The sequence below is a fragment of the Methylocaldum sp. RMAD-M genome, from assembly GCF_017832375.1.
Taxonomy (GTDB): Bacteria; Pseudomonadota; Gammaproteobacteria; order Methylococcales; family Methylococcaceae; genus Methylocaldum.
This window is the reverse complement of record NZ_JAFIBZ010000019.1, coordinates 25,353-51,122: the sequence shown is the minus strand read 5'-3', so window position 1 is coordinate 51,122 and position 25,770 is coordinate 25,353. Positions and strand designations below refer to the sequence as shown.

25 protein-coding genes are annotated in these 25,770 nt (G+C 57.3%); 12 read left to right on the top strand and 13 right to left on the bottom strand.

The genetic code is table 11. The annotated features are described in order from the left end of the window. Window positions 1-403 precede the first annotated feature (403 nt). Both JOD69_RS16755 and JOD69_RS16750 read left to right on the top strand, forming a co-directional pair. Window positions 404-1,978 (top strand): efflux transporter outer membrane subunit, encoded by a 1,575-nt coding sequence (locus JOD69_RS16755; protein WP_245245645.1) that lies wholly within the window; start codon window positions 404-406, stop codon window positions 1,976-1,978. Between the two features lie 350 nt (window positions 1,979-2,328). After that, a complete protein-coding gene (locus JOD69_RS16750) occupies window positions 2,329-2,724 on the top strand; it encodes a hypothetical protein (RefSeq protein ID WP_077728196.1) in 396 nt (131 codons plus the stop codon). Here JOD69_RS16750 and norR read toward each other — a convergent pair. Further along, window positions 2,710-4,275 (bottom strand): nitric oxide reductase transcriptional regulator NorR, encoded by a 1,566-nt coding sequence (gene norR / locus JOD69_RS16745; protein WP_077728197.1) that lies wholly within the window; start codon window positions 4,273-4,275, stop codon window positions 2,710-2,712. The genes JOD69_RS16750 and norR overlap by 15 nt on opposite strands. Window positions 4,276-4,421: 146 nt before the next feature. Between norR and JOD69_RS16740 the strand changes: the two genes are divergently transcribed. Both JOD69_RS16740 and JOD69_RS16735 read left to right on the top strand, forming a co-directional pair. After that, complete coding sequence (locus tag JOD69_RS16740; protein WP_086134456.1) at window positions 4,422-5,099, top strand: hemerythrin domain-containing protein; 678 nt, start codon at window positions 4,422-4,424, stop codon at window positions 5,097-5,099. Beyond that, on the top strand, window positions 5,092-7,380 hold the full coding sequence (locus JOD69_RS16735; RefSeq protein ID WP_086134427.1) for a nitric-oxide reductase large subunit: 2,289 nt from the start codon (window positions 5,092-5,094) through the stop codon (window positions 7,378-7,380). Before JOD69_RS16740 ends, JOD69_RS16735 begins: the two co-directional genes overlap by 8 nt. A gap of 172 nt (window positions 7,381-7,552) precedes the next feature. Here JOD69_RS16735 and JOD69_RS16730 read toward each other — a convergent pair whose 3' ends face one another. Together JOD69_RS16730 and djlA are read right to left on the bottom strand one after the other, a co-directional pair. Continuing rightward, window positions 7,553-8,035 carry a YajQ family cyclic di-GMP-binding protein gene (locus JOD69_RS16730; protein WP_077728199.1) on the bottom strand — a complete coding sequence of 161 codons (483 nt, stop codon included), beginning with the start codon at window positions 8,033-8,035 and terminating at the stop codon, window positions 7,553-7,555. A 42-nt stretch (window positions 8,036-8,077) separates the two neighbouring features. Beyond that, the gene (djlA, locus tag JOD69_RS16725) at window positions 8,078-8,905 is read right to left on the bottom strand and encodes a co-chaperone DjlA (protein ID WP_086134428.1); all 828 of its coding nucleotides are present in this window, start codon (window positions 8,903-8,905) and stop codon (window positions 8,078-8,080) included. A 165-nt stretch (window positions 8,906-9,070) separates the two neighbouring features. Here djlA and JOD69_RS16720 point away from each other — a divergent pair, with 165 nt between their 5' ends. Together JOD69_RS16720 and JOD69_RS16715 are read left to right on the top strand one after the other, a co-directional pair. Beyond that, window positions 9,071-9,964 (top strand): phosphoribosylaminoimidazolesuccinocarboxamide synthase, encoded by an 894-nt coding sequence (locus JOD69_RS16720; protein WP_086134457.1) that lies wholly within the window; start codon window positions 9,071-9,073, stop codon window positions 9,962-9,964. 77 nt (window positions 9,965-10,041) lie between these two features. Beyond that, the gene (locus JOD69_RS16715; RefSeq protein ID WP_086134429.1) at window positions 10,042-10,755 is read left to right on the top strand and encodes a DUF2490 domain-containing protein; all 714 of its coding nucleotides are present in this window, start codon (window positions 10,042-10,044) and stop codon (window positions 10,753-10,755) included. A 22-nt stretch (window positions 10,756-10,777) separates the two neighbouring features. Here JOD69_RS16715 and JOD69_RS16710 read toward each other — a convergent pair whose 3' ends face one another. Then, complete coding sequence (locus JOD69_RS16710) at window positions 10,778-11,275, bottom strand: flavin reductase family protein (RefSeq protein ID WP_086134430.1); 498 nt, start codon at window positions 11,273-11,275, stop codon at window positions 10,778-10,780. 71 nt (window positions 11,276-11,346) lie between these two features. Here JOD69_RS16710 and moaC point away from each other — a divergent pair, with 71 nt between their 5' ends. Beyond that, the gene (gene moaC, locus JOD69_RS16705) at window positions 11,347-11,829 is read left to right on the top strand and encodes a cyclic pyranopterin monophosphate synthase MoaC (RefSeq protein ID WP_077728203.1); all 483 of its coding nucleotides are present in this window, start codon (window positions 11,347-11,349) and stop codon (window positions 11,827-11,829) included. A gap of 69 nt (window positions 11,830-11,898) precedes the next feature. Here the strand turns inward: moaC and JOD69_RS16700 are convergent, their stop codons facing one another. Next, the gene (locus tag JOD69_RS16700) at window positions 11,899-12,387 is read right to left on the bottom strand and encodes a dihydrofolate reductase (protein ID WP_086134431.1); all 489 of its coding nucleotides are present in this window, start codon (window positions 12,385-12,387) and stop codon (window positions 11,899-11,901) included. 3 nt (window positions 12,388-12,390) lie between these two features. After that, a complete protein-coding gene (locus JOD69_RS16695) occupies window positions 12,391-13,554 on the bottom strand; it encodes an alkene reductase (RefSeq protein ID WP_086134432.1) in 1,164 nt (387 codons plus the stop codon). Window positions 13,555-13,765: 211 nt separating this feature from the next. Between JOD69_RS16695 and JOD69_RS16690 the strand changes: the two genes are divergently transcribed. Next, a complete protein-coding gene (locus tag JOD69_RS16690) occupies window positions 13,766-14,401 on the top strand; it encodes an MEDS domain-containing protein (protein WP_077728206.1) in 636 nt (211 codons plus the stop codon). Between the two features lie 9 nt (window positions 14,402-14,410). Here JOD69_RS16690 and JOD69_RS16685 read toward each other — a convergent pair whose 3' ends face one another. Next, window positions 14,411-14,668: a hypothetical protein gene (locus tag JOD69_RS16685; protein ID WP_166642461.1), complete on the bottom strand. Its 258-nt coding sequence runs from the start codon at window positions 14,666-14,668 to the stop codon at window positions 14,411-14,413. Between the two features lie 141 nt (window positions 14,669-14,809). Here JOD69_RS16685 and JOD69_RS16680 point away from each other — a divergent pair, with 141 nt between their 5' ends. After that, window positions 14,810-16,660, top strand: coding sequence for a PAS domain S-box protein (locus tag JOD69_RS16680; protein ID WP_168183835.1), 1,851 nt, complete (start codon window positions 14,810-14,812; stop codon window positions 16,658-16,660). A gap of 45 nt (window positions 16,661-16,705) precedes the next feature. On the opposite strand, the gene thyA is transcribed toward JOD69_RS16680, so the two are convergent. The 6 genes from thyA to dnaA form a co-directional block, all read right to left on the bottom strand. After that, window positions 16,706-17,602 carry a thymidylate synthase gene (thyA, locus tag JOD69_RS16675; protein ID WP_077728208.1) on the bottom strand — a complete coding sequence of 299 codons (897 nt, stop codon included), beginning with the start codon at window positions 17,600-17,602 and terminating at the stop codon, window positions 16,706-16,708. Window positions 17,603-17,659: 57 nt separating this feature from the next. Next, entirely contained in the window at window positions 17,660-18,469 is an 810-nt protein-coding gene (gene lgt / locus JOD69_RS16670) for a prolipoprotein diacylglyceryl transferase (RefSeq protein WP_086134434.1), read from the bottom strand. 317 nt (window positions 18,470-18,786) lie between these two features. Beyond that, window positions 18,787-21,204: a DNA topoisomerase (ATP-hydrolyzing) subunit B gene (gyrB, locus tag JOD69_RS16665; RefSeq protein WP_077728344.1), complete on the bottom strand. Its 2,418-nt coding sequence runs from the start codon at window positions 21,202-21,204 to the stop codon at window positions 18,787-18,789. Between the two features lie 14 nt (window positions 21,205-21,218). Continuing rightward, the gene (recF, locus tag JOD69_RS16660) at window positions 21,219-22,289 is read right to left on the bottom strand and encodes a DNA replication/repair protein RecF (protein ID WP_086134436.1); all 1,071 of its coding nucleotides are present in this window, start codon (window positions 22,287-22,289) and stop codon (window positions 21,219-21,221) included. 81 nt (window positions 22,290-22,370) lie between these two features. Further along, entirely contained in the window at window positions 22,371-23,474 is a 1,104-nt protein-coding gene (dnaN, locus tag JOD69_RS16655) for a DNA polymerase III subunit beta (protein WP_077728211.1), read from the bottom strand. Window positions 23,475-23,547: 73 nt separating this feature from the next. Next, window positions 23,548-24,873 (bottom strand): chromosomal replication initiator protein DnaA, encoded by a 1,326-nt coding sequence (gene dnaA, locus JOD69_RS16650; protein WP_086134437.1) that lies wholly within the window; start codon window positions 24,871-24,873, stop codon window positions 23,548-23,550. Window positions 24,874-25,057: 184 nt separating this feature from the next. Between dnaA and rpmH the strand changes: the two genes are divergently transcribed. The 3 genes from rpmH to yidD are packed head-to-tail and all read left to right on the top strand — an operon-like array spanning window position 25,058 to window position 25,770. Next, window positions 25,058-25,192, top strand: a complete 135-nt coding sequence (gene rpmH / locus JOD69_RS16645) for a 50S ribosomal protein L34 (protein ID WP_077728213.1) — start codon at window positions 25,058-25,060, stop codon at window positions 25,190-25,192. A gap of 3 nt (window positions 25,193-25,195) precedes the next feature. Further along, window positions 25,196-25,591, top strand: a complete 396-nt coding sequence (gene rnpA / locus JOD69_RS16640; RefSeq protein WP_077728214.1) for a ribonuclease P protein component — start codon at window positions 25,196-25,198, stop codon at window positions 25,589-25,591. Next, window positions 25,546-25,770 carry a membrane protein insertion efficiency factor YidD gene (gene yidD / locus JOD69_RS16635; RefSeq protein WP_077728215.1) on the top strand — a complete coding sequence of 75 codons (225 nt, stop codon included), beginning with the start codon at window positions 25,546-25,548 and terminating at the stop codon, window positions 25,768-25,770. The genes rnpA and yidD overlap by 46 nt, the downstream gene beginning before the upstream one ends.

The following is a 25,770-nucleotide window of genomic DNA, read 5'->3' as shown; positions in this document are numbered from 1 at the left end:
CGAGTGCATGTAGTCAAAATGACTGTATCTGACAATTTTGCTCAGAATTGCGTTTGAAAGTTTCTCATTTAGTTCAGTTAGTTACAAATTGGCACTGATCCTGCCACTGTCTAGCCGACAGGACCGGCCGAAACGGTGCCTAGGGTTCGCCGCCTGCAGCCTAATGGCTGGCGTTCCCGACAAGCCCCCGTCATCCGGAATGCTTCACCATCGGCAGCAACCCGTGTGAATCCGTCAGGTACTCACGGCCGGTCTCGTCCAATCGGTCATCGCCGACTTTTCCGAATGCGTGTCGAACGACCCTGCGCAAACGCCAGCTTCAGGTGACCAATGAACAGGCCCGGTGCCGCGAGCAATTTCGGCAAACCGGGGCGCCGATAAAAGTTTACTGCGAGGACAGTGGATGCTAGTGATTTTCTCAGGGCGCCTGCATAGCTGGCGCTTCAACTTGTCCACTCCCGCGTTTGCTAGAGGTCGAAGCCTTTGGGCCGGGCTCGCCGTCGGATGCATGCTCCTTGCCGCAGGCTGTGCCTGGATTCCGCCCGGCGGAAAGCGCGCGGAGTTCATGCCCGCCCCCGACATGGCGCATGGATTATCCGAAGCCCGCGAGAAGGAGCCCCTGACGCCGAGGAGAGCATGGCCCGAAGACCGATGGTGGCGGCAGTTCGATAGTCCCGAACTGAATCGTCTCATGGCGGTGGCACTCAAGGACAATCCCGGCCTCAAGGCAGCGGCGGCGAGGCTGCGCCAGGCGCAGGCCATGGCCCGAGTGGAAGGCGCGAGACTTTTGCCTTTCCTGGACGCGGACGTGGAGTTCGCCAACGAACGGATTTCGGAGAACGGCGTATTCGCCGCGCTCAATCGCGAAGAGGCGGCAGGCGCGAACGTCATTTTCGCCAGCATCAACCCCGTAAGTCTCCGCTACGAATTCGATTTCTGGGGAAAGAATCGAGCGGCGCTGGAAGCGGCGCTGGGCGAGGCGGAAGCGACCGCGGCCGAACAGGCGGAAGTCCGTCTGCAGTTGACGACCGCCATCGCCCGAGCCTACTTCCGCGGAGCGGCGCTCAGGCGGCAGCTCGATCTGGCCCGGGAAATGGTGGAGCTGCGTCATGAGCTGCTCGAGCTCGCCGATACCCGCTTCGAAAGCGGCCTCACGTCTGCCAGCTCGGTGAAGCGGGCGCACATCGCCCTGGAAACGGCCCAAAAACGAGAAGCCGGTACCGAGGATCAATTGGACGTGCAGCGGAATCTACTGGCCCGGCTGATGGGTACCAGCCCGGACGAAACCCGCCAACTGTTCGCCAATCCGGTGACCATCCCGGAAAGAATTCCGCTGCCCACCCAGCTTCCCATAGGCCTGCTCGCGCATCGGCCGGACCTGGCTGCCGCCCTCCATCGGACCGAGGCGGCGGCGCACAGGATCAAAGAGGCCAAGGCGCGCTTTCTGCCCACGGTCGATCTCACCGCTTTCGTCGGCGTGAATGCCCTGAGGCTCACCACCAAAGGGGCGAGCTCCCTGGCCAACGTTCTGTTCTCGGGTTCGAGTTTCGCTTACGGGATCGCGCCGGGGCTCAGGCTGCCCTGGTTCGAGGGCGGACGCCTGCGTGGCGAGCTGTCGGCGCAGCGGGCAGAGTACGACGGAGCGGTCGAGCTGTACAACGACACCTTGGTGCAGGCGATACAAGAGGTCGCAGACAGCCTGAGCAGCTGGCGCGAGACCCGCAACATATTGGAGGCGCACCGGCGTCTCCTGGTTTCACAGCGGGAAGATCTCGACCTCGCGCAGACGCGCCTCCAGGCCGGACTGGACGATCGCCGCACGGTACTCCAGAGCCGGCAAGCGGTTCTGAATCAGGAATATGTGCTGAAGAGCCTGGAGACCAACCAGCTCGTGGCCATGACCGATCTGATCGAAGCCCTGGGCGGGGGATATACGAACAACGCCGACATCACGCGCCCCCAATCGATCGCCGACTGAGAGCGCGCCGGCAGAAACGAGAACCAAGCGCCGACGCTGTCCTGTTGAGCAACGCAAAAAGCAGAGGCAATCACCATGGCCGATCTGGTACCGAAAAATGATTCGTTAGAGGCGAACCGTGCCGCGCCCAGGCTCTCCGCTACGGAGCAACCGTCTCCGGAACGGCTCGGCCGAGCCGCGCCGAATCGGGACGGCAACCTGCAATCGAGTGATGTATGGCTATCACGGACTCCTCTAATGCTATCCCCCAATAAAACCGTCAACCGTTTGGCAATCTCCGCGAGCCATCGTCGCTCGGAGATGCGCACCGGGAATGCTGACGGAAGCATCTCGATCCACCCGAGGTAAGCATGGGAAAAGAAATTCAGATCAGAAGTCTGATCACCCTGGTTCTGTTGGTCATCGCCTTTCAGGGCGATGCTGTTTTTGCCTTCCTATTGGAAGGACTTCATCTTTTCGTGGAGGTCGTGGAGCTCGCATCCGAACACCTGCTGGAAACACACTTCGGGCTATCTACCCGAAGCGCGCAAATGGTCACCGCCTGGTTTGGCCTGGTGGTTTTTCTGGGTCTATCGCCCTTCATCGTCAGAAAGATCACGGCGATCCTCGGCGGGATTGTCGCGGCTGCCAAGGCGTGGTGGCTGAAAGAACTCGTCACCGCGCGGCAGTGGGCCGACAAGGTTCGCCCGAGGTATTGGGTGATCGCCGGCGCCATTCTGCTCGCGACGTTCTCATTTTTCTCTTAGCCCCGTTCGTACGTCGTCCGGCTTTAAACCTAGCCGCCTCGCGAGCTTGTGCAGATTGCTCGGGTCCACGTCCAGCTGGCGCGCGGCCTTGGCCCAGTTTCCGCCGCACAAGCGAAGCGCGTGCTGTATGCAGCGGCGTTGGCTTTCCTCAACCGCCGTACGCAGCGTGAAAACCACCGCCGGTTCGTGAACCGAAGCCGTGGAGTCCACATCGGGACCAGGTTCGAACTGATCGAGGTCGAGATCGAGCAAATCGACGGGCAGGGTGACGATATCGTTTCGATCGACGCCACGACTCATGATCTTCAAGGCGGCACGGCTGATCGCATGCTCCAGTTCGCGCACATTGCCCGGCCAGCGATATTGCCTGAGAGCAGTTTCCGCTTCCGGAGCGAGCCGCAGACTGCGCAAGCCCAGCCGTGCGCGATTGAGTTCGATAAAGCGGCCCGCCAATAGCAGCACGTCGTTGTCGCGCTCGCGCAGGGGCGGTATGTGCACCGGATAAACCGAGAGACGGTGATAAAGGTCCGCCCTGAAAGCCCCGTCACGTACTTGGTCGCGCAGCTTGCGATTGGTCGCGGCGATCACCCGCACGTTCACATGCCGTGGTTGATCCTCGCCGAGGCGCTGAACCTCTCCGTTCTGCAGCGTGCGCAAGAGCTTTGCCTGAACCGCGAGCGGCAATTCGCCCACCTCGTCGAGAAACAGCGTGCCGTTCTCGGCGGCCTCGAAGCGACCCGGACGCTCGACCGCCGCCCCCGAGAACGCTCCCTTGGCATGGCCGAACAGCTCGCTCTCGGCCAGCGATTCGGGCAAGGCCGCGCAATTGACGTGGACCAGCGGCTGAGCGCGACGGCGCGACAGGCGGTGCAGCCTACGCGCGAACAATTCCTTGCCTACGCCGGTCTCGCCCAACAACAGCACCGGGAGTTCGGAATCGGCCACGACATCGAGCTCCCGCAACAATTGAGTGATGGCCTGGCTCTGACCGACGATCTCGCCGTCGTCTTCCAACGGCGATGCCGAGAAGGGTTCCTTATCGTGAGCGAGGCGCAACGCACGGATTTCCGCTTCCAATCGGGTCACCCGTATCGAAGCCTCGATCAACGCCGTGTATTGGCGCAGACAGTCCCGCGCGGCATCGTCGAACACGCCGACTTCCAGGGCGTCCAGCGTGACCGCGCCCCACGGCTGATCTTCCACGTACAAACTGATGCCCATGCAGTCATGCACCGGGAGAGGCTCGCCGACATGCGTCTCGATGAGGCCGTCGTACGGATCGGGCAGCGTGCTGTCGTGATCGAAGCACGTGAGCTCGCGACGCGAAAGAATGGCGGCGAGGCGCGGATGCTCGCTCATCGCAAAGCGCCTGCCCAAGGCATCGCGTACCAAGCCGTCGACGGCGACCGGACGCAAATGCGCTTCTTCCAAACGCAGCAGGGCAACCGCCCCGCAACGAAACTGTGTCCGCAAGGCGCTTACCAGTCTTTGCAAGCGCATAGCCTGCGGCAAGTCGGCCGCCAGGTCGGCGACCAGCATGTTCTCAATCATGGTGTTATTTACCGTATATGGTAGTAACAACCATAACACGCCATGGTTAAAAATACCTTTTATTATTTAAGTTACTGATTTTATTATTGAGATTGTGTGGCCTACGGCTTGCTAAGGGAAGATTGGAATTCTCAATGGAGCCGATCATGAACACACTCGACCAACCTCCGGGCAGTCTCGCCGGAACAACGCAGATCTTTCAACAATACGCACCGAAATTCCGTCGCCCCGACGGACAGAGTCTCCGCGAAGCGGTCCGAGCCAAAGGGCGGCGGGCACAGGAGATCGATAACAAGCTCGAAAGCCTTGAGGAGCAGCAGACTTCCGAGACGACCGATTGGAAGAATGCGCCTCCGTCGGCACTCATCACGCATCTCCTCGATCGTTTTCACCAACGACATCGCCGACAACTGCCGGAGTTGATCCACTTGGCGCGCCGGATCGAGCAGACGCACGGCGAGCATCCCTCATGCCCGCGAGGACTGGCCGATCACCTCAGTGTGTTGGAACAGGCGCTGGAAAGTCACATACAGACGGAGGAGCAGGTGTTGTTCCCTCTTTTGGCTCGCGGTGAAGGGGCCTTCGCGCGCACGCTGATTCTGGTCATGCGCATGGAACATGACTATTACGGCGAAGCACTCAAACGCCTCAACGGCCTCACCGATGGCTTCACCCCGCCGCCCGGCGCCTGCAATACCTGGCGTGCGCTGTATCTGGGACTGGCCGCGCTGTGCGTAGACCTGATGGAAAACATCTATCTCGAGAACAACGTCCTTTTCGAAACCGCGACACCAGTCCATAAAACGGAGGCCTCTCATGGATAATTACCGTAAGCTCTGGTTTACGCTGATCGGCGTACTGGCCGTGACCTTCACCGTGCTCGGTTATTACGGCACCGAGGTCTATCGCAGCGCGCCGCCGATTCCGCAGCGCGTCATCACGCACGAAGGCCGGACGCTTTACACCCAGAACCGCATTCTCGACGGACAGACCGCCTGGCAGTCCGTGGGCGGCATGCAGCTGGGCTCGATCTGGGGGCATGGCGCTTATCAGGCGCCGGACTGGACCGCCGACTGGCTGCACCGCGAACTGTCGAACTGGCTGGAGCTGGCCGCACAAGCGGAATACGGCATGAACTTCGACGCCCTTGATGGGGAGCGCCAGGCGATACTGACGGCGCGCCTGAAGCATGAATACCGGCACAATACCTTCGATGAAGCGACCGGCACCGCGACTGTCTCGGCGCAGCGAGCCGAAGCGATCGCACGGACTGCCGCTTATTACGACCGGCTGTTCGGCGATGCGCCCGAGCTACGGAGCACCCGCGAAAGCTATGCCATGAAAGAGGCCACGCTGCCGAGCGCCGAACGGCGTGGCGACCTCTCGGCCTTTTTCTTCTGGACCGCATGGGCCGCCGCAACCGAGCGCCCCGGTTCCAGCGCCACCTATACCAACAACTGGCCGCACGAACCGCTGATCGGCAACCGGCCCACCGGCGAGAACATCGTGTGGTCGATCGCCAGCGTTGCCTTCATGATGGCCGGCGTCGGCTTCCTGATCTGGGGCTGGGCGTTCCTGCGGAAGCACGATGAAAGCGACCCGAAAGCCCCGGCGCGCGATCCCCTGTCCCTGATCGCGCTCACGCCCTCGCAACGGGCCTTGGGGAAATATCTGTTCCTGGTGGTCGCGCTGTTCTCCTTCCAGGTCCTCTTGGGCGGTCTCACCGCGCATTACACGGTGGAAGGGCAAGAGTTCTACGGCCTCGATATTTCGAGATGGCTGCCTTATTCATTGGCGCGCACCTGGCATATCCAGAGCGCCTTGTTCTGGATCGCCACGGGCTTTCTGGCGGCCGGCCTGTTTCTCGCGCCGCTCATCAACGGCGGAAAGGACCCGGCCTATCAGAAGACCGGCGTCGATATCCTGTTCTGGGCGCTGGTCATCGTGGTGCTCGGTTCTTTCATCGGCAACTATCTGGCGATCGCGCAGGTGATGCCGAAAGAGCTCAACTTCTGGCTCGGCCATCAAGGGTTCGAGTACGTGGATCTCGGCCGGCTGTGGCAGATCGGCAAGTTTGTCGGCGTCGCCTTCTGGCTGGTGCTGATGCTGCGCGGCATCGTGCCGGCATTCAAACGGGCGGGCGACAAGAACCTGCTGGCCCTGTTCACCGCCTCGGTCGTGGCCATCGGCCTCTTTTACAGCGCCGGCTTTTTCTACGGCGAGCGCACGCACCTGTCGGTGATGGAGTACTGGCGCTGGTGGGTGGTGCATCTTTGGGTCGAAGGTTTCTTCGAAGTGTTCGCCACCACGGCGCTGGCCTTCGTCTTCTCCACGCTGGGCCTCGTTTCCGCGCGCATGGCGACGACCGCCAGCCTGGCCTCGGCCTCGCTGTTCATGCTCGGCGGCGTGCCCGGCACGTTTCATCACCTCTATTTCTCCGGCACGACCACGCCGATCATGGCCGTGGGCGCGAGTTTCAGCGCGCTCGAAGTGGTTCCGCTGGTGGTGCTCGGTTACGAGGCATGGGAGAACTGGCGTCTCAAGGATCGCGCGACGTGGATGACGAACCTGAAATGGCCGCTGATGTGTTTCATCGCCGTCGCCTTCTGGAACATGCTGGGCGCGGGCGTATTCGGCTTCATGATCAATCCGCCGATTTCGCTCTACTATGTACAAGGGCTCAACACCACGCCGGTGCACGCCCATGCCGCACTGTTCGGCGTGTACGGCTTCCTCGCGCTGGGCTTCACGCTGCTGGTGCTGCGCTATGTCCGTCCGGAATTGGTGCTCAGCGAGCGGCTGATGAAGACGGGCTTCTGGTGGCTCAATGCAGGGCTGGTGCTGATGATCGCCACCAGTCTCTTACCTATCGGACTGTTCCAGTTCCATGCCAGCGTCAGCCAGGGCCTGTGGTATGCGCGCAGCGAAGCCTTTCTGCAGCAACCCTTCCTCGAGATGCTGCGCTGGGTGCGCACGTTTGGCGATGTCGTCTTCATCGTCGGCGCGTTGTCGATCGCCTGGCAGGTCGTCAGCGGCTTGTTGCAGCGATCGAGTCAGCTATCGCTGCAGGATGAAGAGCCCGCGTTCGCAACGGAACGAAGCTGATCCCAAAAGGATTGCCGAAAGCCGCCTGCCGACGAAACGCGTCGGCAGGCGGCCTTGCCGGTCGGTAACAACCGCAGATTCACTCGCACACATATCAGAATTGGGCACGACCGCGCCTGGCATACAAGCGCTGAATGCTGCGGGAGCGGTCCCCGTGCCACGCCGAAACCGGTCAATCCCGGAAATTGACGTACTGCAATGGCAATTCCAGCTTGGCCTCGCGCAGCAGTGCGATGACATCTTGCAGATCGTCTCTTTTCTTGCCCGTCACCCGGACCTGTTCGCCCTGAATCGCGGCCTGCACTTTCAGTTTGCTGTCCTTGATCAGCTTGACGATAGTCTTGGCGAGCGTCGAATCGATCCCTTGGCGCAAGGTTACGGTCTGACGCGCCTCCCTGCCGGAAACCAGAGGCGGATCGATTTTGAGACAGGCGATGTCGACCCCGCGCTTGGCCAACTTGGTGTGCAGGATGTCCATCATTTGCTGAAGCTGAAATTCGGTCTGCGCGTGCAGGGTCACGACGGCTTCCGCGAGATCGTAACGGGCGTCGGAACCCTTGAAATCGAAGCGTGTGCCGACTTCGCGGTTGGCCTGGTCGACCGCATTGCTCACTTCGTGCAGATTGACTTCCGATACGATGTCGAAAGATGGCATGACGTGTCCTCTCAGAACGTGTTTGAAAAGTGCCGCGAGCGCTCAGAACTTGCGTGCCTTGGCGATAACTTCATAAGCGCTCCTGATTTGCTGGGTTTTTTCGGTGGCTAGTTTGACCATTTCCTCGGGCAAGCCGTTGGCGACCAATTTGTCGGGATGGTGCTGGCTCATCAGCCTCCGGTAAGCACGCCTGATTTCTTGGTCGCTGGCCGACGGGGTGATGCCCAGAACGGCATAGGCATCGGCGGCCGACGGTCGGCGCCCGCCCGCGGCTCGTTCTCGGCGCCACTGAGAGTACTGGCTCCCCGTGCGGGCAAAGCGCAGTTCCGCTTCCATGCGGGCCTTGATGGCATGAAACTCGAAGCGGGAAAACTGAAGCCGGTCGCAGATTCGGAGCAGCAGCTGTTCCTCCGCTGAATGAAGGACGCCATCGGCATAGGCCGCCTCCAGCTGCAACTCGATAAACAGGCGCAGCAGCGAAGATCGGCGGCGACACTCGCTTCGAAATTGATCCAAAGTGTCATCCAGCGGGAAATCGGCGCGCTTACCTTCGTTAAACAGCCGGATGGCCGTTTTGCGCATGTCCTCCGAAAGCCCCATCCTATCCATGATGGCCCGGGTGGATTTGATTTCGGCTTCCGACACCCGTCCGTCGGCTTTGGCGATGTGCCCCACCACCGAAAAGGTGACGGTGAAAAAGACCATCTGCACGCGACTCTGCGTACCGGGAACGAAATCCGTTTGCAGCAGACCGACATTGCCCATGACCCGGTCGAACTGGTGCCCCAGGGCAGCGCCCAGAATAGCGAATAACGGTCCACCCATGAACAAACCGAACGTCCCGCCGACGACTTTGCCGAGCCAAGTCATGATTGAAAGGGTCTTTTATTCTTGCAGTGAAAGCCACAAAGTTACATGATTGGCGGTTATTCATAAAGCCCACAACGTTGGCGCAGTCCGTGCTTTACGGCCTGCCAAGACGCCGATCGGGTCTTGACCATAGTCCGTTTCAACCACTGTTGCCGAAGAGGAATGATGAACGCCCCGGACACCCTATACGAAAGCTCGCTGAAAAGCTTGAGCCTCCGCGGCCGCGGCAAAGTCCGCGACATTTATGACATCGACGACGATCACATGTTGATCGTCACGACCGACCGCCTGTCCGCGTTCGATTGCATTCTGCCCGATCCCATTCCCGGAAAAGGCCGGGTACTCACCTCGGTTTCCAATTTCTGGTTCGGAAGGCTTAAGCATATCGTCCCCAACCATTTGTCCGGCCTGACGCTGGATCGGGTCATTTCCGATCCCGCCGAACGCGCCCAGGTAGAAGGGCGGGGAATCGTCGTCAAGAAACTCAAGCCCCTTCCGGTGGAAGCCGTCGTACGCGGTTATCTGATCGGCTCGGGCTGGAAGGATTATCAAAAGAACGGAGCGGTTTGCGGTATCGCGCTACCGCCGGGATTGCAGCTTGCGGAGAAACTGCCTGAGGCCATTTTCACCCCATCGACCAAGGCGGAATTCGGCAGTCACGACGAAAATATCAGTTTCGAGAGAACTGTCGAACTGATCGGAAAAGACCTGGCGGAACAAGTCAAGCGCATCAGCCTCGAACTTTACACGGAAGCGGCGGCTTACGCCCTCGATCGGGGCATCATCATCGCGGACACCAAGTTCGAATTCGGTTTGGATGCTTCCGGGCGACTCTATCTGATCGACGAGGCGCTGACTCCGGATTCGTCCCGTTTCTGGCCAGTGGATCAGTACCGAGTCGGCATCAGCCCACCCAGCTTCGACAAACAATTCGTGCGGGATTATTTGGAAACTTTGACCTGGAACAAACAGCCTCCCGCTCCTCATTTGCCGCCTGAAGTGATTGCCAAAACGGCCGAAAAATATCGGGATGCGGAGGAACGTCTGACCAAGCCGTAGGTCGTCGCGAAAACGGGTTGACGCAGATAGTTTTGACCCGATAATACCCGGCTTGCTTTCAAGAGACAGGGTAGACGATGAAATACCGATCGAATCAGCGCCTCCGCTGGCTGTTGCCGGCAATTTTTTTGTCCGGGCCGCACGTTACCTCAGCCGAATCGCTCGAAGATTTCCAAACCTGGGGCAATGTCACCGCCGTCGGCGGCTTCGGGTTTATCGATCCGAAGTTCAAAAGCTTCCGCTATTGGCTGGAAGGCCAGGGGCGTTTCGGCGAGGATACTTCCCGCTTGTCACAAAGCATGGTGAGGCCCGCGCTGGGTTACGCGCTCAACGACAATGCAAGCGTGTGGCTGGGCTATGCCTGGATTTTCACCGATCGGCCGTTTACCGGGCGGCGCTTCGACGAAAATCGTATCTGGCAGCAATTCCTGTGGACACAGCCTACTTCGTTCGGCACTTTCACCAGCCGATCCCGGCTAGAGCAGCGCTTCGCCGAAACCGGCAGCGATGTCGGCTGGCGCTTCCGGCAATTCGTAAAACTTTCGGTCCCGCTCGACTTCGCACCGGACTTCAGCCTGGTGGGCTGGGAAGAGGTGTTTGTCAGAATCAACAAAGCCGACTGGAGCGGGGATGATGGGCTTGATCAGAACCGGCTCTTCGTAGGATTGGGCTACAACGTCAATAAAGAAATCAGGACCGAAATCGGCTACATGAATCAATATATCCGGAGAGCCGAGGCTCCCGACCGAATCAGCCATGTATTGTCGGTCAGCCTCTTTTTGAATTACTGATGTCCGGGCGCGCGGCGTCATTTCAGGAAAAACGATCCGGAAAAATCGCCGCCGCGCCATCCATATCGCCGGTCTCCCGGTACGTCAGGGGTGCTGCATCCGGCTTCAGCAAAGCTCCATCAATTACCCGGCCAAGCGCCAGCACATGATCTCCGGCCGGGCATTCTCCGGTTAACTCGCACTCGAACCAGGCTAGGGCATCCATCAATAGCGGCGTACCGTCGCGCCCTTTGCGCCAGGCCACCGAAGCGAGTTTATCGATGCTGGCCGGACTTCCGAAATGTTTCGCCACATCCATCTGCTCCCGGCTCAGCACGTTCACCGAAAACGATTTCCCTTGCTTGAGCAGTTCATTGGAGGAATGGCGGGGATTGATGCTCAACGCCAAAAGCAAAGGGTCGAAGGATACGGGCATGACCCAGGCCGCCGTAAAAGCGTTGTAGCGGTCATCGGCGGCGACACCGATCACGTAGACACCACAAGTGATTCGTCTGAATAAATCCGCTATGGCTTGGCTCATGATTCTCTCTTTGCCCCCGTGGCTTATCGCGGCTCTATAATAGCGTCATCTTGGCTTTAGACTACCGCAGCATGAGCAAGCTCACTCATTTCAACGAATCGGGCGCCGCCCATATGGTCGACGTCGGCGGCAAGCCGGCCACGCAACGGGTGGCGATCGCCGAAGGTTATATCGAGATGCGTTCCGAAACCCTGGCGTTGATCCTGCAAGGCGGCCACAAGAAAGGCGATGTGCTGGGGATCGCCCGTATCGCCGGCATCATGGCCAGCAAGAAGACCTCGGAGCTGATCCCGCTATGCCATCCGATCGCGATCACGAGTGTGGACGTGATCCTCGAACCGGAGCCGGAGCGCCACCGTGTGCGCTGCGAAGCCACCGTCAAAACCGTCGGGCAAACCGGAGTCGAAATGGAAGCGCTGACCGCGGTGCAAGTGGCGCTCCTCACCATCTACGACATGTGCAAGGCGGTGGATCGCGGAATGACGATTCAGTCGGTTCGCCTGCTCGAGAAAGCGGGCGGAAAATCCGGGCACTGGCAGCGAGAAAAAGGCTAGGCGCGAGCCGAGAACTCTTTCTGCGAAAATGCAGGAAGAGAACTCGATCAAACGCCCTCGTCGCTCGGATTACGGTGCTTTCCTTTCGAGCACCAAGAAACTGTAGCTCAGGCCGCTGTCCGGATCGTCCGTCACGTCGAGGCGCTCAATTTCAGACCATTCCTTCCATTCGAATTCGGGAAAAAAGGTATCTCCCGCGAACTCGCGGTGAATGAGCGTGAGATAAAGCCGATCCGCCTTCGGCAATAATGTCTCATACAAAGATGAACCGCCGATGACCATGACTTCGTCGGCGTCGGCCTCACTGAGCGCATCCGCCAAGTTATGTACCACCACACAGCCGGGAGCGGTGTAGTCTCGGTCGGACGTCAGGACGATATTCTTCCGGCCCGGCAGCGGCCGGCCGATGGATTCATGAGTCCGCCGGCCCATGACCAAAGGTTTTCCCATGGTGATCTGTTTGAAACGCTTGAGGTCCGCGGACAAATGCCAGGGCATCCGGTTATCCACGCCGATCACCCGGTTTTCGCCCATGGCGACGATAAGAGAAATTTTCATCACTCAGCTTTTCTCCGCTGTGCCGATCGCAGTCATCGGTTCTTCCCCTCTTAGCTGCTTGAGCGTCGGGTAATCCACATACCCTTTGGCGCCACCGCCGTAGTAAGTCGATTCATCCGGCGGGTTCAGCTCGGCATTCTGTCGAAAGCGCTCCGGGAGGTCGGGATTGGCGATGAACAAGCGTCCGAACGCCACCAAATCCGCCCGCCCTTCCTCAAGACACGCGACAGCCTTGCGGTAATCGTATCCGCCGCAAACGATCAGCGTACCGCTGTATTTGGCGCGGATCAGCTTCATCATCGCCGGTCCCCGCGGATCAAACGACGGGGAGGCAGGATCGCGGGCCATTTCTGGCTCGACAATGTGAAGATAAGCGAGATTGAAGCGGTTTAACTGTTCCGCGACGTGACGGAAAAGCGCTTCCGGGTCGTCATCACCCATATCGTTGAAACTGCCCAGCGGCGACAAACGGACACCGACACGCTGCGGTCCCCATACCCGACAGACGGCCGCCACCACTTCCATTAGCAGCCGGGCGCGGTTTTCCACCGGTCCGCCGTACTCATCGGTGCGGTGGTTGGAACTTGTGTTGAGAAATTGGTCCAACAGGTAGCCGTTGGCGGCGTGGATCTCGACGCCATCCAAACCTGCGTGGAGGGCATTGCTCGCACCGTGCGCATATTGCTTCACGATATAGGGCATTTCCTCGATAGCCATCGCTCTGGGAGTGACGAACGGAACCATTTCGCCTTCCCCTCGCTCGTTGACGATGAAGGCCGTACCCGATGGCCGATTCGCTGAAGGCGCGACCGGAAGCTGCCCATCCGGCTGCAAGGCAGGGTGAGAAATGCGGCCCACGTGCCATAGCTGCATAAAAATAAGGCCGCCGGCTCGATGTACGGCTTCCGCAACCGAACGCCAACCGACGACCTGGTCCGGCCTATGTATGCCGGGCGTCCACGCGTATCCTTGGCCTTGCTGCGAGACTTGCGTAGCCTCGGAAATGATGAGCCCTGCGGATGCGCGTTGGGCATAGTAAAGTGCGTTCAGATCGGTGGGAACATTTCCGGGCTGCCCGGCCCGCGAACGCGTCAGCGGCGCCATGACCATGCGGTTCTTCAGTGTATAAGGCCCTAATGCGTAAGGTTCGAAGATTGGGTTGTTCATGGTTCGCCCCCGGTCTGGCTACGGTTCGAAGAATGAGCACAAAGGGCGATCGCGGTGGGGAACATATAGGCGCTTTCCGGTGTCAACTCTGTCTCAATTGGTTATTCGCTCTATTCGACTTCGGTACGTACAAAATGGTCGCGGTCTTTTTCTGACAAATGACTTGGGTTAGCATTGATTTAGATCGGACAGAAATTTCCTGAAAAAGCTTATGTGTTACGCGCAAAAAAAGGATGCGGCGTTCGGCTTCACCGATCAGCATCTCCCTTCAGGCAGTCACCTCTGCTACATCTACACCGATGAAGAAGAGCATTCCCGCACGATGGCGCAATTCGTGGAGAGCGGTCTGGTATCCGGAGAAAAGGTCGCCTATCTGGCGGATGTGTCATCGGGCGACGAACTCGAACAGTATATCGCTAGACTGGGCATTAATTTACCCGAGCATCTCCGGCCGGGCCAGTTCATTTTGAGCCAAGCTGAAAAGACGTATTGCCCCGACGGGGCCTTTCTGCCGGAACGGATGATCGACACCTGGCGGTCGATGTATCGGCAGAGTATCGATGAAGGCTTTTTGGGAATACGCGCCACTGGTGAAACCGGCTGGACCAGCAACGAGCATCCTGGGCTGGAGCGGTGGTTCGAATACGAGTCGATGCTCAACATCGTTGTAAACGAGGTCCCTTTTAGCAGCATCATTTGCCAGTACGATGCCAACCGACTGGGCGGTGCCAATCTGTACGAAATTCTAAGGGTGCATCCTCTGATGATCGTTCAGGGGCAAATTCTGCACAACCCCTATTACGAAGCACCCGAGCAATATCTGTCCCGGCTCCGGGCTTCAAGATGATCGTTACCCTTAGCGCACGGTCATTTTTTCGGCTTTGCCTTGCATACTCCGCGCTCCTGCCTGAGCTTGAGTTGGCCCCATCATCCACCTGAAGGTGGAAACAGCGTTATGACGAGTCCGGTAACGGTCGTTCTTCAGCCGCAGCCCGAAATATTGGGGAAACTGCTGATCGTGCAACAAACGCTCGGGATTTTGTCCGCAAGGGAAGAGCAGGCCGCTTTCCTTTGCCGCGCATTGCGTGACATCCCCGGGGTCGAGAATGTCCACTTTTGCTTTTGTGGATCATTCGTATCCGAACAGCGGAAAGGTGCCGGCCTCTCTACGTGCGATCATTGTACGAACACCACACCGTCCATTGGACTTAAACGCTGTGGCGCCATTCCCGATGCCGGGCATGAGTGTATCCCGTTGCGCACGAACACGACGCTGTTCGGCTTTCTCATCCTCAGAATCGCAAACCTGCAGGCGTTCACGCCTTATGCTCCCTATATCCTCAACACCGCCAATTTCGTGGCGACTTTAATGGAGAAACGGGAAACCAAGGAACGGTTGGAGCAGGTGCTAGATGATCTGGAGAATCAAGTCGCCGCTCGTACTGCCGATTTGTTGGAAAAGAACGCCCGACTGGAGGCGGAAATCCAGCGGCGGGAAGCGGCCGAGTCGGCGCTGCATGAAGCGTACGAGCAGTTGGAAAGGAGAATCGAAGAACGTACCGCAGCCCTAAAATTCAGTGAAGAACGTCTCCAAAGCATTATCACTACCGCCGTCGATGGGATCATCACCACGGACAGCGGCGGCTACATCGAGCTTTTCAACGCCGCTGCGGAAAGGCTATTCGGCTATACCGCTGCTGAAGTTATCGGGAAAAACATTCGAATTCTCATGCCGTCGCCAGACCGCGAACGCCATGACAGTTTCATCGAACGTTATCTAGCCACGGGCACGAAGACCATCATCTGCATCCGTCGGGATGTCGATGTACTACACAAAAACGGCTCTATTTTTCCGGCCGAACTTACCGTCAGCGAGATGCAGATCGGCGGGCAAACAAAGTTCACAGGAATCATACGCGATATTACCGAGCGCAAGTGGGCCGAGACGGCGCTTAGGGAGAGCGAAGCGCGATTCCGCGCCATGGCCGAGACGGTGCCGGATATCCTGTTTACCAGCGATTCGAGCGGGTTTATCGACTATATCAGCCCCCGATTCTATGAGTATTCGGGCTTACCGCCGGATTCGAAAAGCACCGAATGGGTTGCGGCCATACATCCGGATGACGAAGAGCGCACCAGGCTGCAATGGCAGCATGCGGTGACAACGGGTGAGCCGTTCCGAACCAAGTATCGTCTTCGCTCGACCGACGGATCCTACCAATGGTTTCAGGTTCGCGCTCGCCCGATTCGTGATGCGAGCAGTCGCATCACCAAGTGGTTCGGAATCTGCTCCGACATCGACGAACTCGTCCGGGTTCAGGATGCCTTGGAAGAAGCCGATCGGCGCAAGAACGAATTCCTGGCAATGCTATCCCACGAATTGCGTAATCCCTTGGCTCCCATTCGCAATGCGGTTCAGGTGATGGGACTGCTGAATCTGACCGATTCGCGATTGCTGTGGGTTAAAGACATGATCGATCGCCAGGTCAAACATTTGGTTCATTTGGTCGATGATCTCCTGGATGTATCGCGCATCACCCGCGGCAAGATTACGCTCAAGAACGAACCTATCGAACTGTCCGTCCTCATCGACCGGGCAGTCGAAGCTACCGAAGCCATTATCGATTCCCAACAGCATCGACTTTCTATCTCATCTCCCGAGGAACCGGTGTTGCTGAGAGGGGATGCGGTCAGGCTGGTTCAGGTAGTTACCAATCTCTTGAATAATGCGGCCAAATACACGCCTCACGGCGGCCACATTCAGCTAACGGCGATCCCAAATGCACGGGAACTCATATTGTCTGTAAAGGACAACGGTATCGGCATTTCGCCCGAACTCCTGCCGCACGTATTTGATTTATTTACGCAGGCCGAACGCTCATTGGACCGGTCTCAAGGCGGGCTCGGTATCGGGTTGACTCTGGTGCGGAAATTGGTCGAAATGCACGGTGGAAGCATCGAGGCCCTGAGCGGCGGTCCGGGGAAAGGGAGCGAGTTCGTAGTTAGATTGCCGCTGTCAGACAACACCGCGATGAATGCTCGGCAGGAAATGACGCCTGAACAGCCTGGAAACCGAACGGCGCCCGGCGGCCGAGTGCGGAACTAAATCGATTCGTTTTCGCCTGCTGCGCGTGCCGCCGCGTCGGAGCGTTCAAACCGCCACTTCGGCCGGTATGTGGGGATGGGGATCATAGCCCTCCACTTCGAAATCTTCGATTCGATATCCGAATATATCGGCTGCCTTGCGTTTGATGTGCAACCGGGGAAATGGACGCGGCTGTCGCTCTACCTGAAGCTGTGCCTGCGGGATATGATTGCGATATAGATGCACGTCGCAACCGAACCAAACGATCTCTCCAGGCGTATACCCGCAATGATCGGCGAGCAGATGGGTCAACAAGGCTAGATTGGCGACATTCCAACCCAGCCCCAGATAGGCATCCGCCGAACGCTGCATCAAGGCTCCCGACAAAGTGTTCGTAGCCTGGCTAACAAAGAATTGATAGGTTTTGTGGCAGGGTGGAAGCGCCATCTCGTCCAACTGGGCCACGTTCCAACCCTCGAAAAGCAGCCGGCGTGAGGTCGGATCGTTCTTCAGTCCATCGACCAATAGCTGCACCTGGTCGATCTCTTTCCCATCGTAATCCCGCCAACGGCGCCATTGATGCCCATACACCGGTCCCAAGTCGCCCCAGCGGGCGGCGAATTCATCGTCGCTCAAGATACGGCGTTCAAAATCCTCTTGGCTTATCGATTCACCCGTCGCAGTTCGGTATTTTTTCAAGGGCCAATCCGTCCAGATACGCACGTTCTGTTCGAGAAGCTCCCGGATATTCCGACCGCCCGACAACATCCACAAAAGCTCCTTGAACGCCGTCTTCCAAAAAATCTGCTTGGTCGTGAACAGCGGGAATCCCGCCGCGAGGTCGAATCGCATCGTATAGCCGAACAGAGCGCGCGTCCCGACCCCGGTTCGATCGATTCGCTCATCCCCTTCGGTTATCAGTTTTCGAAGTAAAGTGAGATATTGCTCTTCGGGATGGGACATTATGGCTGGCGTTTTCGTTGTTTAAGCCGGTCTTCCGTTTCGTACGGTGCTTCGATTTCAGGACTCATCAGTCCTCAGGCCAGAGGCCATCGGACGGCGGTAGGCCAAAACGAGAAGCAGGATACCCAGGATGATCATGGGAAAGCTCAACACCTGCCCCATGGTGAGCCAGCCGAAGGCCAGGTAACCGATGTGAGCGTCCGGTAGACGAACGAACTCGACCATGAAGCGGAACATGCCATAGAGGAGCAGAAACAAGCCGCTTACCGCCATTGTCGGCGGCGACCGACGGCTGAAAAAGTGTAGTGCCACGAAAAGAACGATACCTTCCAGAAAGGCTTCATAGAGCTGGGAAGGATGGCGCGGCTCCGGGCCGGCATCCGGAAACACCATCGCCCAAGGCACATCAGTTGGTTTTCCCCAAAGCTCGCCATTGATGAAATTCCCGATGCGGCCCGTAAAAAGTCCGATCGGCACGTACCGCGCGACAAAATCGGTCACCGCAAAAAACGAGCTTTTCTGCTTTCGAGCAAAGATCCACATTGCCGCTAACGCTCCCAACAATCCTCCGTGGAAGGCCATACCGCCTTCCCATACTCTAAACAGCATTAACGGGTCTTGAGTGAATGCCGGAAAGTTATAGAAGAGCATATATCCCACCCGGCCGCCGATCACCAGCCCAAGAGCGGTATAAAAGATGAGATCCTCCACCTGAGCTGGGGTCCACGGGAAACCGGGTTCTTTGGCTCTTTGGCGAGCCAGCCACCATGCACCGCCGATACCGATGACATACATCAGCCCGTACCAATGAATTTTCAAAGGACCGATGCTAATAGCCACTGGATCGATAGAGGGATATGGCAACATTTGGCTGTCTCTCCGCAGATGGGGTCCGGATAAAGCGTGCTTTAGAGCTCGAGAAGGTGCGATCGAGGCTTATCGGAAGATTATAACTGGTAGAAGTATACCGTGATCGTAGGTCATCGGTGCGGTGGAAAAGCGAGGTAACTCGTTTCTATGTTCCACGTGGAACAAACTGTTTAACTCGGACGGATCAAGCTCCCTCGAATGATGTTTCCGAGGCTCTAATGAGTAATTGCAGTATCCCAAAAAAAAGGCTCCTGGTTAGGAGCCTTTTCGAACCGCCGAAGGGTTCCGATCTCTAGCCTGTAAGACGATCCGCATCAAACGTCCAAGTTCGCGACTTCCAGCGCGTTCTTCTCGATAAAATCGCGTCGTGGCTCGACCTGATCGCCCATGAGCGTCGAAAAGACCTCGTCGGCCGCTATCGCATCCTCGATCTTCACCTGAAGCAAACGGCGAGTATTCGAATCCAATGTCGTCTCCCAAAGCTGCTCGGGATTCATCTCGCCAAGTCCTTTATAACGCTGGATATGTTGACCTCTCTTCGCTTCCGTCATCATCCACTGGAAGGCTTCCTTAAAGTTCCGCACGCGCTCCCGTTTGTCGTCACTGGCGATAAACGAATTTTCACCAAATAGTCCGTCCACTTTCTGACCGAACGTGGTGAGACGCTTGTAATCGCCGCCGCTGAAAAATCCTGCGCCGATATCGAAGGTCTTGTGAACGCCGTGCAGCCGCTTGCTGACATGCGCCCTAAACCCGTCGGCCTGATTCGCAAAATCCAGATCTATAGTAAAGCTTGCACTGCGATCGCGGGCATTCAACCGTGCGACCAAACCGGCAAACCACGCCTCGCACGCCGCGCGATCAGCAATCGTCGCGGCGTCCAAAACCGGATATTCAACTAGAAGATTGAGCAAACTCTCGTCATAGCGATGGGCGAGGCGCTCGATCAGGGCCTGAACATTCAGGTATTCCCTCGCGAGCTGCTCCAACCCCTGCCCTTGTATTGGGGGTGTCGTTTCATCGATATGCAGACGGGTCTTTTCGAGCGCCAATTGCAATAAATAGTTATCGAGCTCCGTATCGTCCTTTACATACTGCTCCTGTTTGCCTTTCTTGACCTTGTAGAGCGGGGGTTGAGCGATGTAGATATGGCCGCGCTCGATCAGTTCCGGCATTTGACGATAGAAGAAAGTTAAAAGAAGCGTCCGTATGTGAGATCCGTCGATGTCAGCATCCGTCATGATGATGATGCGATGATAACGCAGCTTGTTCGGGTCATATTCCTCCCGCCCGATGCCGCAACCCAGCGCAGTGATCAGGGTACCGACCTCCTCCGAAGAGAGCATTTTGTCGAACCGTGCCCGCTCCACATTGAGAATCTTGCCCTTGAGCGGAAGTATCGCCTGCGTGCGGCGGTCTCGACCCTGCTTGGCCGAGCCACCCGCAGAGTCGCCCTCGACGATGAACAGTTCCGACAAAGTCGGATCGCGCTCCTGGCAGTCGGCCAGCTTGCCGGGAAGTCCCGCGATATCCAGCGCAGTTTTCCTTCGCGTCATTTCCCTGGCTTTACGAGCCGCCTCCCGCGCACGAGCGGCATCGATCATCTTATTTGCGATCAGGCGGGCGACCGGCGGATTTTCCAGCAGAAATTCCTGAAACTTTTCACCCATGGCCGATTCGACCACTGGCTTGACCTCAGACGAGACGAGCTTGTCCTTAGTCTGGGACGAAAACTTGGGATCTGGAACCTTTACCGAGAGTACCGCCGTCAACCCTTCCCGCGCATCGTCGCCCGAGGTGGCGATCTTCTGCTTTTTCAGCAAGCCTTGATCTTCGATGTATTGATTGAGGGTCCGCGTAAGCGCAGCGCGGAAGCCCGCGAGATGGGTCCCGCCGTCTCGCTGCGGGATGTTGTTAGTGAAACAGAAAATGTTTTCCTGGTACGAGTCGTTCCATTGCATGGCGACCTCGACCCCGGTACCGTCCTTTTCCGTTTGGAAGTAGAACACCTTATCGAAAAGCGGCGTCTTGTTCTTGTTGAGATGTTCGACAAAGGCGCGTATACCGCCCTCGAACTCGAAGACATCGCTCTTCCCCGTACGCTCGTCCTCCAGAGAAATCCGAACTCCGGAATTCAGGAACGACAGTTCACGGAGGCGCTTGGCCAGAACTTCGTAATGAAACTCGATATTGGTGAAAATGATGGGGCTGGGCTTGAAGCGGATGGTCGTGCCGGTCCCGTTCGCATCGCCGACAGCGGACAGCGGAGCCTGCGGCACGCCGTCACGATACTCCTGTCGGTAACGCTTGCCCCCGCGCTGGATTTCCAGGACCAGATGCTCGGACAATGCGTTTACGACGGATACGCCGACACCGTGAAGCCCACCGGAAACTTTATAGGCATTGTCGTCGAATTTTCCTCCGGCATGCAGGACGGTCATGATAACCTCGGCGGCAGAGCGTCCCTCTTCTTCGTGGATGTCGACGGGAATTCCGCGGCCATCGTCCGTCACGGTCACAGATTCGTCGCTGTGGACGATAACTCGGACCGTCTTGCAGTGGCCGGCCAAGGCTTCGTCGATCGAATTATCCACGACCTCGAATACCATATGGTGAAGCCCCGAACCGTCATCGGTATCGCCGATGTACATACCAGGGCGTTTGCGGACGGCATCAAGACCTTTCAGGACCTTAATGGCGGAGCTGTCATAATCTTTCGCGAGTTTGGTCATGCTCATTTCTTAATTCACGCTTGCTTTACTTGCCCATGTTCCACGTGGAACACAGCGGCGTCGTTGATGGCCTCTTTGATCATTTCCTCCGTGGTGGCGGTAATGAAAAACTGGGTGCGCCGCTCCTTCAAAAAACCGAGAAGTCTATTCTTGTTGTTTTCGTCCAATTCGGACGCCACGTCATCAACCAGCACGCACGCACTCATGCCGGCGCTCTCTTCCATCAGAAGGGACTGGGCCAGCAAAAGCGCGTAAACCAAAAGTTTCATTTGACCGCGGGAGAGATACGCTTTTGCCGAACGACCGTCCAGCACGACGGAGAAATCGGCTTTGTGGGGACCCGATTGGGTATGTCCGAGGCGAATGTCCGAGGCGACATCCTCCTGCAATGCCGCTTCCAGAGTCTTGTTCCTGTTCCACCCCGATTGCACGTGCAAATCAAGCCTAACGCCCGCAAAAAACTGCGCGGCAGCTTGAAAAAAATAGGGCATAAGCCTCTCCGTATAGCGTTCGCGCGCACCATGTATTATTGTACCGTACCGCGCAAGCTCCCGGTTCCATAGCTCAATGTCGCGAAGTCGCCTTTCCCGCAGCAGGATATTGCGCTGGCTCAACGCCTTGGCGTAGCGTCGCCAGCAATCGAGATACGACTCTTCAAAGTGAAACACTCCCCAGTCGAGAAATTGGCGGCGATGCTTCGGAGCGCCCTCCAATAAAGCGCCGCTCGAAGGCTGAATGACGAGGACCGGAAATGTACGGATCAGTTCGGCACTGGATTGGATCTTCCTGCTCGAAAGATGGATCTCCCGCTCATCGCGAGCGATGCGGATTCCGATCGGAATCGTGTGGCCGGTATCGCTCGTAACTTTTCCGGTCACCATTAATCCGCTTTGCCCAAAGCGGACCGCCTGACTGATTTGGGGCGTACGAAACGAACGCGCTCGCCCCAACAAATAAACCGCCTCGAGCAAGGAGGTCTTTCCGCTGGCATTGGGTCCGATGATGAAGTTGAGGCGCGGGGATGGCTCTAGCGCAGCGGATTCAATGTTGCGTACATCATGGGCCTCAATCTTGACCAGACTCATACGCGTCCTCGCTCATACACGACTTGAGGCACGGATCAGCCCGTAATCGCGCCATATCCGGCTAGCGAAAAATGCCCCACGCTACAGACGCATGGGCATAACGATGAATTTGAACTGCGTATCCTCGCAATCCTCGATTAGGCAGCTGTTGGCACTCTCGGTGAACGACAATTTAACGTTATCGGAATCCACGTTGTTGATAGCGTCCAAAAGATAAGACGCATTGAAACCGACCGAAATATCCTTGCCTTCCAGTTCGACGGCGAACCTTTCTTCCGCTTCTTCATGCTCAGGATTCTGGGCCTTGAGGCACATATTGCCGTCTTCGCTCACTTCCATGCTAACGCCCCGGTACTTCTCGTTCGACAATACCGAGACGCGCGTCAAAGCCCCTTTGAAAGCAGCCTTGTCTACCAAAATGACTCGCGTCAGCTCGCGCGGCATGACACGCTGATAGTCGGGAAATCTCCCTTCGATCAGCTTGGCCGCAAAGCTGACCGTCCCCAAATCGACACGCAGATTGTTCGGTGCAATTTGAACTGTTACCGGTTCCTCGCCTTCGCCCAACAACCGATTCAATTCCAGAACGCCTTTTCTCGGAACGATGATCTGCCGGCCTTCCTCCGGACCACTTTCCAGCGACTGCTCAAAAAAAGCGAGACGGTGTCCGTCGGAAGAAACCGCCCGCAGCACTTGGCCGCCCAAATCCAGCAATAATCCGTTCAGATAATAACGGACATCCTGTTGCGCCATAGCAAAGAGGGTCTTTTCGAGCGCGCGTCTCAAGCAATTGCGCGGAATGGAGACCTCTATCTCCGGTGTTCCCGCATCGAATTCCGGATAGTTTTCCGCGGGTAGAGTACTCAGGTTGAATCGGCTGGACCCGCACTGGATAACGAATTTCTCCTGCCGGCAATCGATGTTCACCACGCTTTTTTCCGGTAAAAGGCGGCAAATATCCAAGAACTTACGCGCCGGCACCGTAACCGAACCCGAATCGCTGCCTTCAACCACGGCCTTGGTGACCAACTGCACTTCCAAATCCGTGCCCGTCAACTCCAAAGCCTCATCGGACAGCTTCAAAAGAACGTTGGACAGAATGGGCAAGGTTTGGCGTCGCTCGATGACGCCGACAACCTGTTGCAAGGGCGTCAGCAAATTCTCCCGGCTTATGGTGAACTTCATAGTAAGGTCATATGTTGATGCGGAACTCGTTGAACGAAAAAAGCCGACTTCTCAAACTGCCGATCCATCAAGTCTAGTTCGATAATGTGCGCATGAGATTCGAGTAGTCTTCGGCGAATTTGCTGTCGCTTTCCTTTAACTCCTGAACCTTGCGGCAGGCGTGCAAGACCGTGGTGTGGTCCCGTCCGCCGAACTGCTGCCCGATTTCCGGCAAGCTGTGATTGGTCAGCTCTTTGGCCAATGCCATGGCGATCTGACGAGGACGCGTCACCGAGCGGGTGCGTTTGTTGGCCAAGAGATCGGCCACCCGGATCTTGTAGTATTCCGCAACCGTCTTCTGGATGTTCTCAACGTTGATCATCCGGTCCTGAAGCGCGATTAAATCGCGCAAGGCCTCTTTCGCAAACTCCAGCGTAATCGGCTTACCGGTGAAGTGAGCATTGGCGATGACGCGCCGCAAAGCGCCTTCCAGTTCGCGAATGTTCGAGCGAATTCGCTTACCGATGAAGAAAGCCACTTCCGGCGACAGATCGGCGCCGGCGTGCTGCGCTTTGCTCATCAGGATGGCCACGCGGGTTTCCAGATCCGGCGGCTCGATGGCCACCGGAAGCCCCCACCCGAAACGCGACTTTAACCGTTCCTCTAGGCCTTTGATTTCCTTGGGATAGCGGTCGCAGGTCAGGACCACCTGATGCTTGTTTTCCAGAAGGCTGTTAAATGTGTGAAAGAACTCCTCCTGGGAGCGTTCCTTGCCGGCAAAAAACTGAATATCGTCGATCAACAAGGCATCGACCGTCCGGTAATACTCCTTGAAGGCGCCGATCGCATTATGCTGCAAGGCCTTGACCATGTCGGAAACGAAGCGCTCCGAATGCAAATAGACGATGTTTGCCGAGGAGTTCGCCCTTAGAATTTCGTTTCCGATAGCGTGCATAAGATGGGTCTTCCCCAGACCCACACCGCCGTAAATAAAGAGGGGGTTGTAGGCCCGTCCGACGTTCTGCGCCACTTGAATCGACGCGGCCTTGGCCAACTGGTTGGATTTGCCCTCGACGAAATTATCGAAGGTAAAAGCCGTGTTGAGATTGTTGGGAAGGCCTTTCTTGACACCGGCCGGCCTCTTGATCGCCGGCGCGACGGGAGACGCTTCCTGCTGCTTTCGCGTGCCGATTTCCAGAACGACATGGGGTGGCGGCTGGATCTTTTGGTCAGATAGAACTTCTTCGATCTTGCCGATAAAATGCTGCTTTACCCAATCGAGCACAAAACGGTTGGGAGCCAAGAGTTTCAACTCCGAACCATTTTCGACGGCTTGCAGGGGTCTGATCCAGGTATTGAACTGCTGCGGGGGCAATTCTCCTTCCAGCTTGCTCATGCACTGATTCCACAGCGCGCTCATTGTGCAGCTCCCTTATTGTGCTCGAGGAATAGGACATAAGGCATAGGCGATAAATGCGTGAGCGCTTTAACGGAATTCAGTATCATACCGCAACAGCCGACTTATCCACAGCATTGACACCGTATCGCCTGTGAATTAGCATGCACAGCTTTGTATTTTCTTTGCGGAATTCAACAGGTACACCATGAAAAGAACCTATCAGCCCAGCAAGATAAAGCGTGTCCGGACCCACGGCTTTCGTGCGCGCATGAAAACCCGTGGCGGACGTTTGGTTTTGAGTGCGCGCCGCGCGAAAGGTCGTAAACGGCTTACCGTCTGACGTTTGGCGTCGCCTAGCTACGGCTTCCCCCGAACGCGCCGCTTAAGTACCGCCGCCGATTTCCAGCGCGTTTTCGAGCAGCCCTGCAAGTCCGCAGACCAATACTTAACCGTGCTCGCGCGAACCAACGGTAGGGATTATCCGCGCCTCGGGTTGGCTATCGCCAGACGACAAATCCGTAACGCCGCCGATCGCAACCGCATCAAGCGCCTCATCCGCGAAAGCTTCCGCCTGCAGCAGTCGCTGCTCGGCGGAGTCGATTTTGTGGTAATGGCGCGCAGCGCCGCAATTCAGGCAGACCATGACACAATCCGAAGCTCATTGCATAAGCACTGGGAAAACCTGGTGAGGCGATGCAAGCCATCTTGGTCTTCCTCATCAAACTCTATCAGTACCTGATTAGCCCTTGGGTGGGGCAGCATTGCCGTTTCCACCCGACATGCTCCAGCTATGCCCTGACCGCCATCCAGCGGTTCGGATCTCTGCGGGGCTCCTATCTTGCCGCAAGGCGACTGCTGAGATGCCACCCTTGGCACAAAGGCGGTATTGATCCCGTCCCAGAACAATTCGGAAAATAA

Bases quoted from the DNA above. Each gene is read 5' to 3' on its own strand.
- JOD69_RS16740 (WP_086134456.1), top strand. From the start codon at position 4,422: ATGAACACACTCGACCAACCTCCGGGCAGTCTCGCCGGAACAACGCAG.
- norR (WP_077728197.1), bottom strand. From the start codon at position 4,275: ATGATTGAGAACATGCTGGTCGCCGACCTGGCGGCCGACTTGCCGCAG.
- JOD69_RS16720 (WP_086134457.1), top strand. From the start codon at position 9,071: ATGAACGCCCCGGACACCCTATACGAAAGCTCGCTGAAAAGCTTGAGC.
- JOD69_RS16750 (WP_077728196.1), top strand. From the start codon at position 2,329: ATGGGAAAAGAAATTCAGATCAGAAGTCTGATCACCCTGGTTCTGTTG.
- djlA (WP_086134428.1), bottom strand. From the start codon at position 8,905: ATGACTTGGCTCGGCAAAGTCGTCGGCGGGACGTTCGGTTTGTTCATG.
- dnaA (WP_086134437.1), bottom strand. From the start codon at position 24,873: ATGAGCGCGCTGTGGAATCAGTGCATGAGCAAGCTGGAAGGAGAATTG.
- dnaN (WP_077728211.1), bottom strand. From the start codon at position 23,474: ATGAAGTTCACCATAAGCCGGGAGAATTTGCTGACGCCCTTGCAACAG.
- JOD69_RS16735 (WP_086134427.1), top strand. From the start codon at position 5,092: ATGGATAATTACCGTAAGCTCTGGTTTACGCTGATCGGCGTACTGGCC.
- JOD69_RS16690 (WP_077728206.1), top strand. From the start codon at position 13,766: ATGTGTTACGCGCAAAAAAAGGATGCGGCGTTCGGCTTCACCGATCAG.
- JOD69_RS16710 (WP_086134430.1), bottom strand. From the start codon at position 11,275: ATGAGCCAAGCCATAGCGGATTTATTCAGACGAATCACTTGTGGTGTC.
- JOD69_RS16730 (WP_077728199.1), bottom strand. From the start codon at position 8,035: ATGCCATCTTTCGACATCGTATCGGAAGTCAATCTGCACGAAGTGAGC.
- gyrB (WP_077728344.1), bottom strand. From the start codon at position 21,204: ATGACCAAACTCGCGAAAGATTATGACAGCTCCGCCATTAAGGTCCTG.
- moaC (WP_077728203.1), top strand. From the start codon at position 11,347: ATGAGCAAGCTCACTCATTTCAACGAATCGGGCGCCGCCCATATGGTC.
- rpmH (WP_077728213.1), top strand. From the start codon at position 25,058: ATGAAAAGAACCTATCAGCCCAGCAAGATAAAGCGTGTCCGGACCCAC.
- JOD69_RS16715 (WP_086134429.1), top strand. From the start codon at position 10,042: ATGAAATACCGATCGAATCAGCGCCTCCGCTGGCTGTTGCCGGCAATT.
- yidD (WP_077728215.1), top strand. From the start codon at position 25,546: ATGCAAGCCATCTTGGTCTTCCTCATCAAACTCTATCAGTACCTGATT.
- JOD69_RS16700 (WP_086134431.1), bottom strand. From the start codon at position 12,387: ATGAAAATTTCTCTTATCGTCGCCATGGGCGAAAACCGGGTGATCGGC.
- thyA (WP_077728208.1), bottom strand. From the start codon at position 17,602: ATGTCCCATCCCGAAGAGCAATATCTCACTTTACTTCGAAAACTGATA.
- recF (WP_086134436.1), bottom strand. From the start codon at position 22,289: ATGAGTCTGGTCAAGATTGAGGCCCATGATGTACGCAACATTGAATCC.
- JOD69_RS16755 (WP_245245645.1), top strand. From the start codon at position 404: ATGCTAGTGATTTTCTCAGGGCGCCTGCATAGCTGGCGCTTCAACTTG.
- JOD69_RS16695 (WP_086134432.1), bottom strand. From the start codon at position 13,554: ATGAACAACCCAATCTTCGAACCTTACGCATTAGGGCCTTATACACTG.
- lgt (WP_086134434.1), bottom strand. From the start codon at position 18,469: ATGTTGCCATATCCCTCTATCGATCCAGTGGCTATTAGCATCGGTCCT.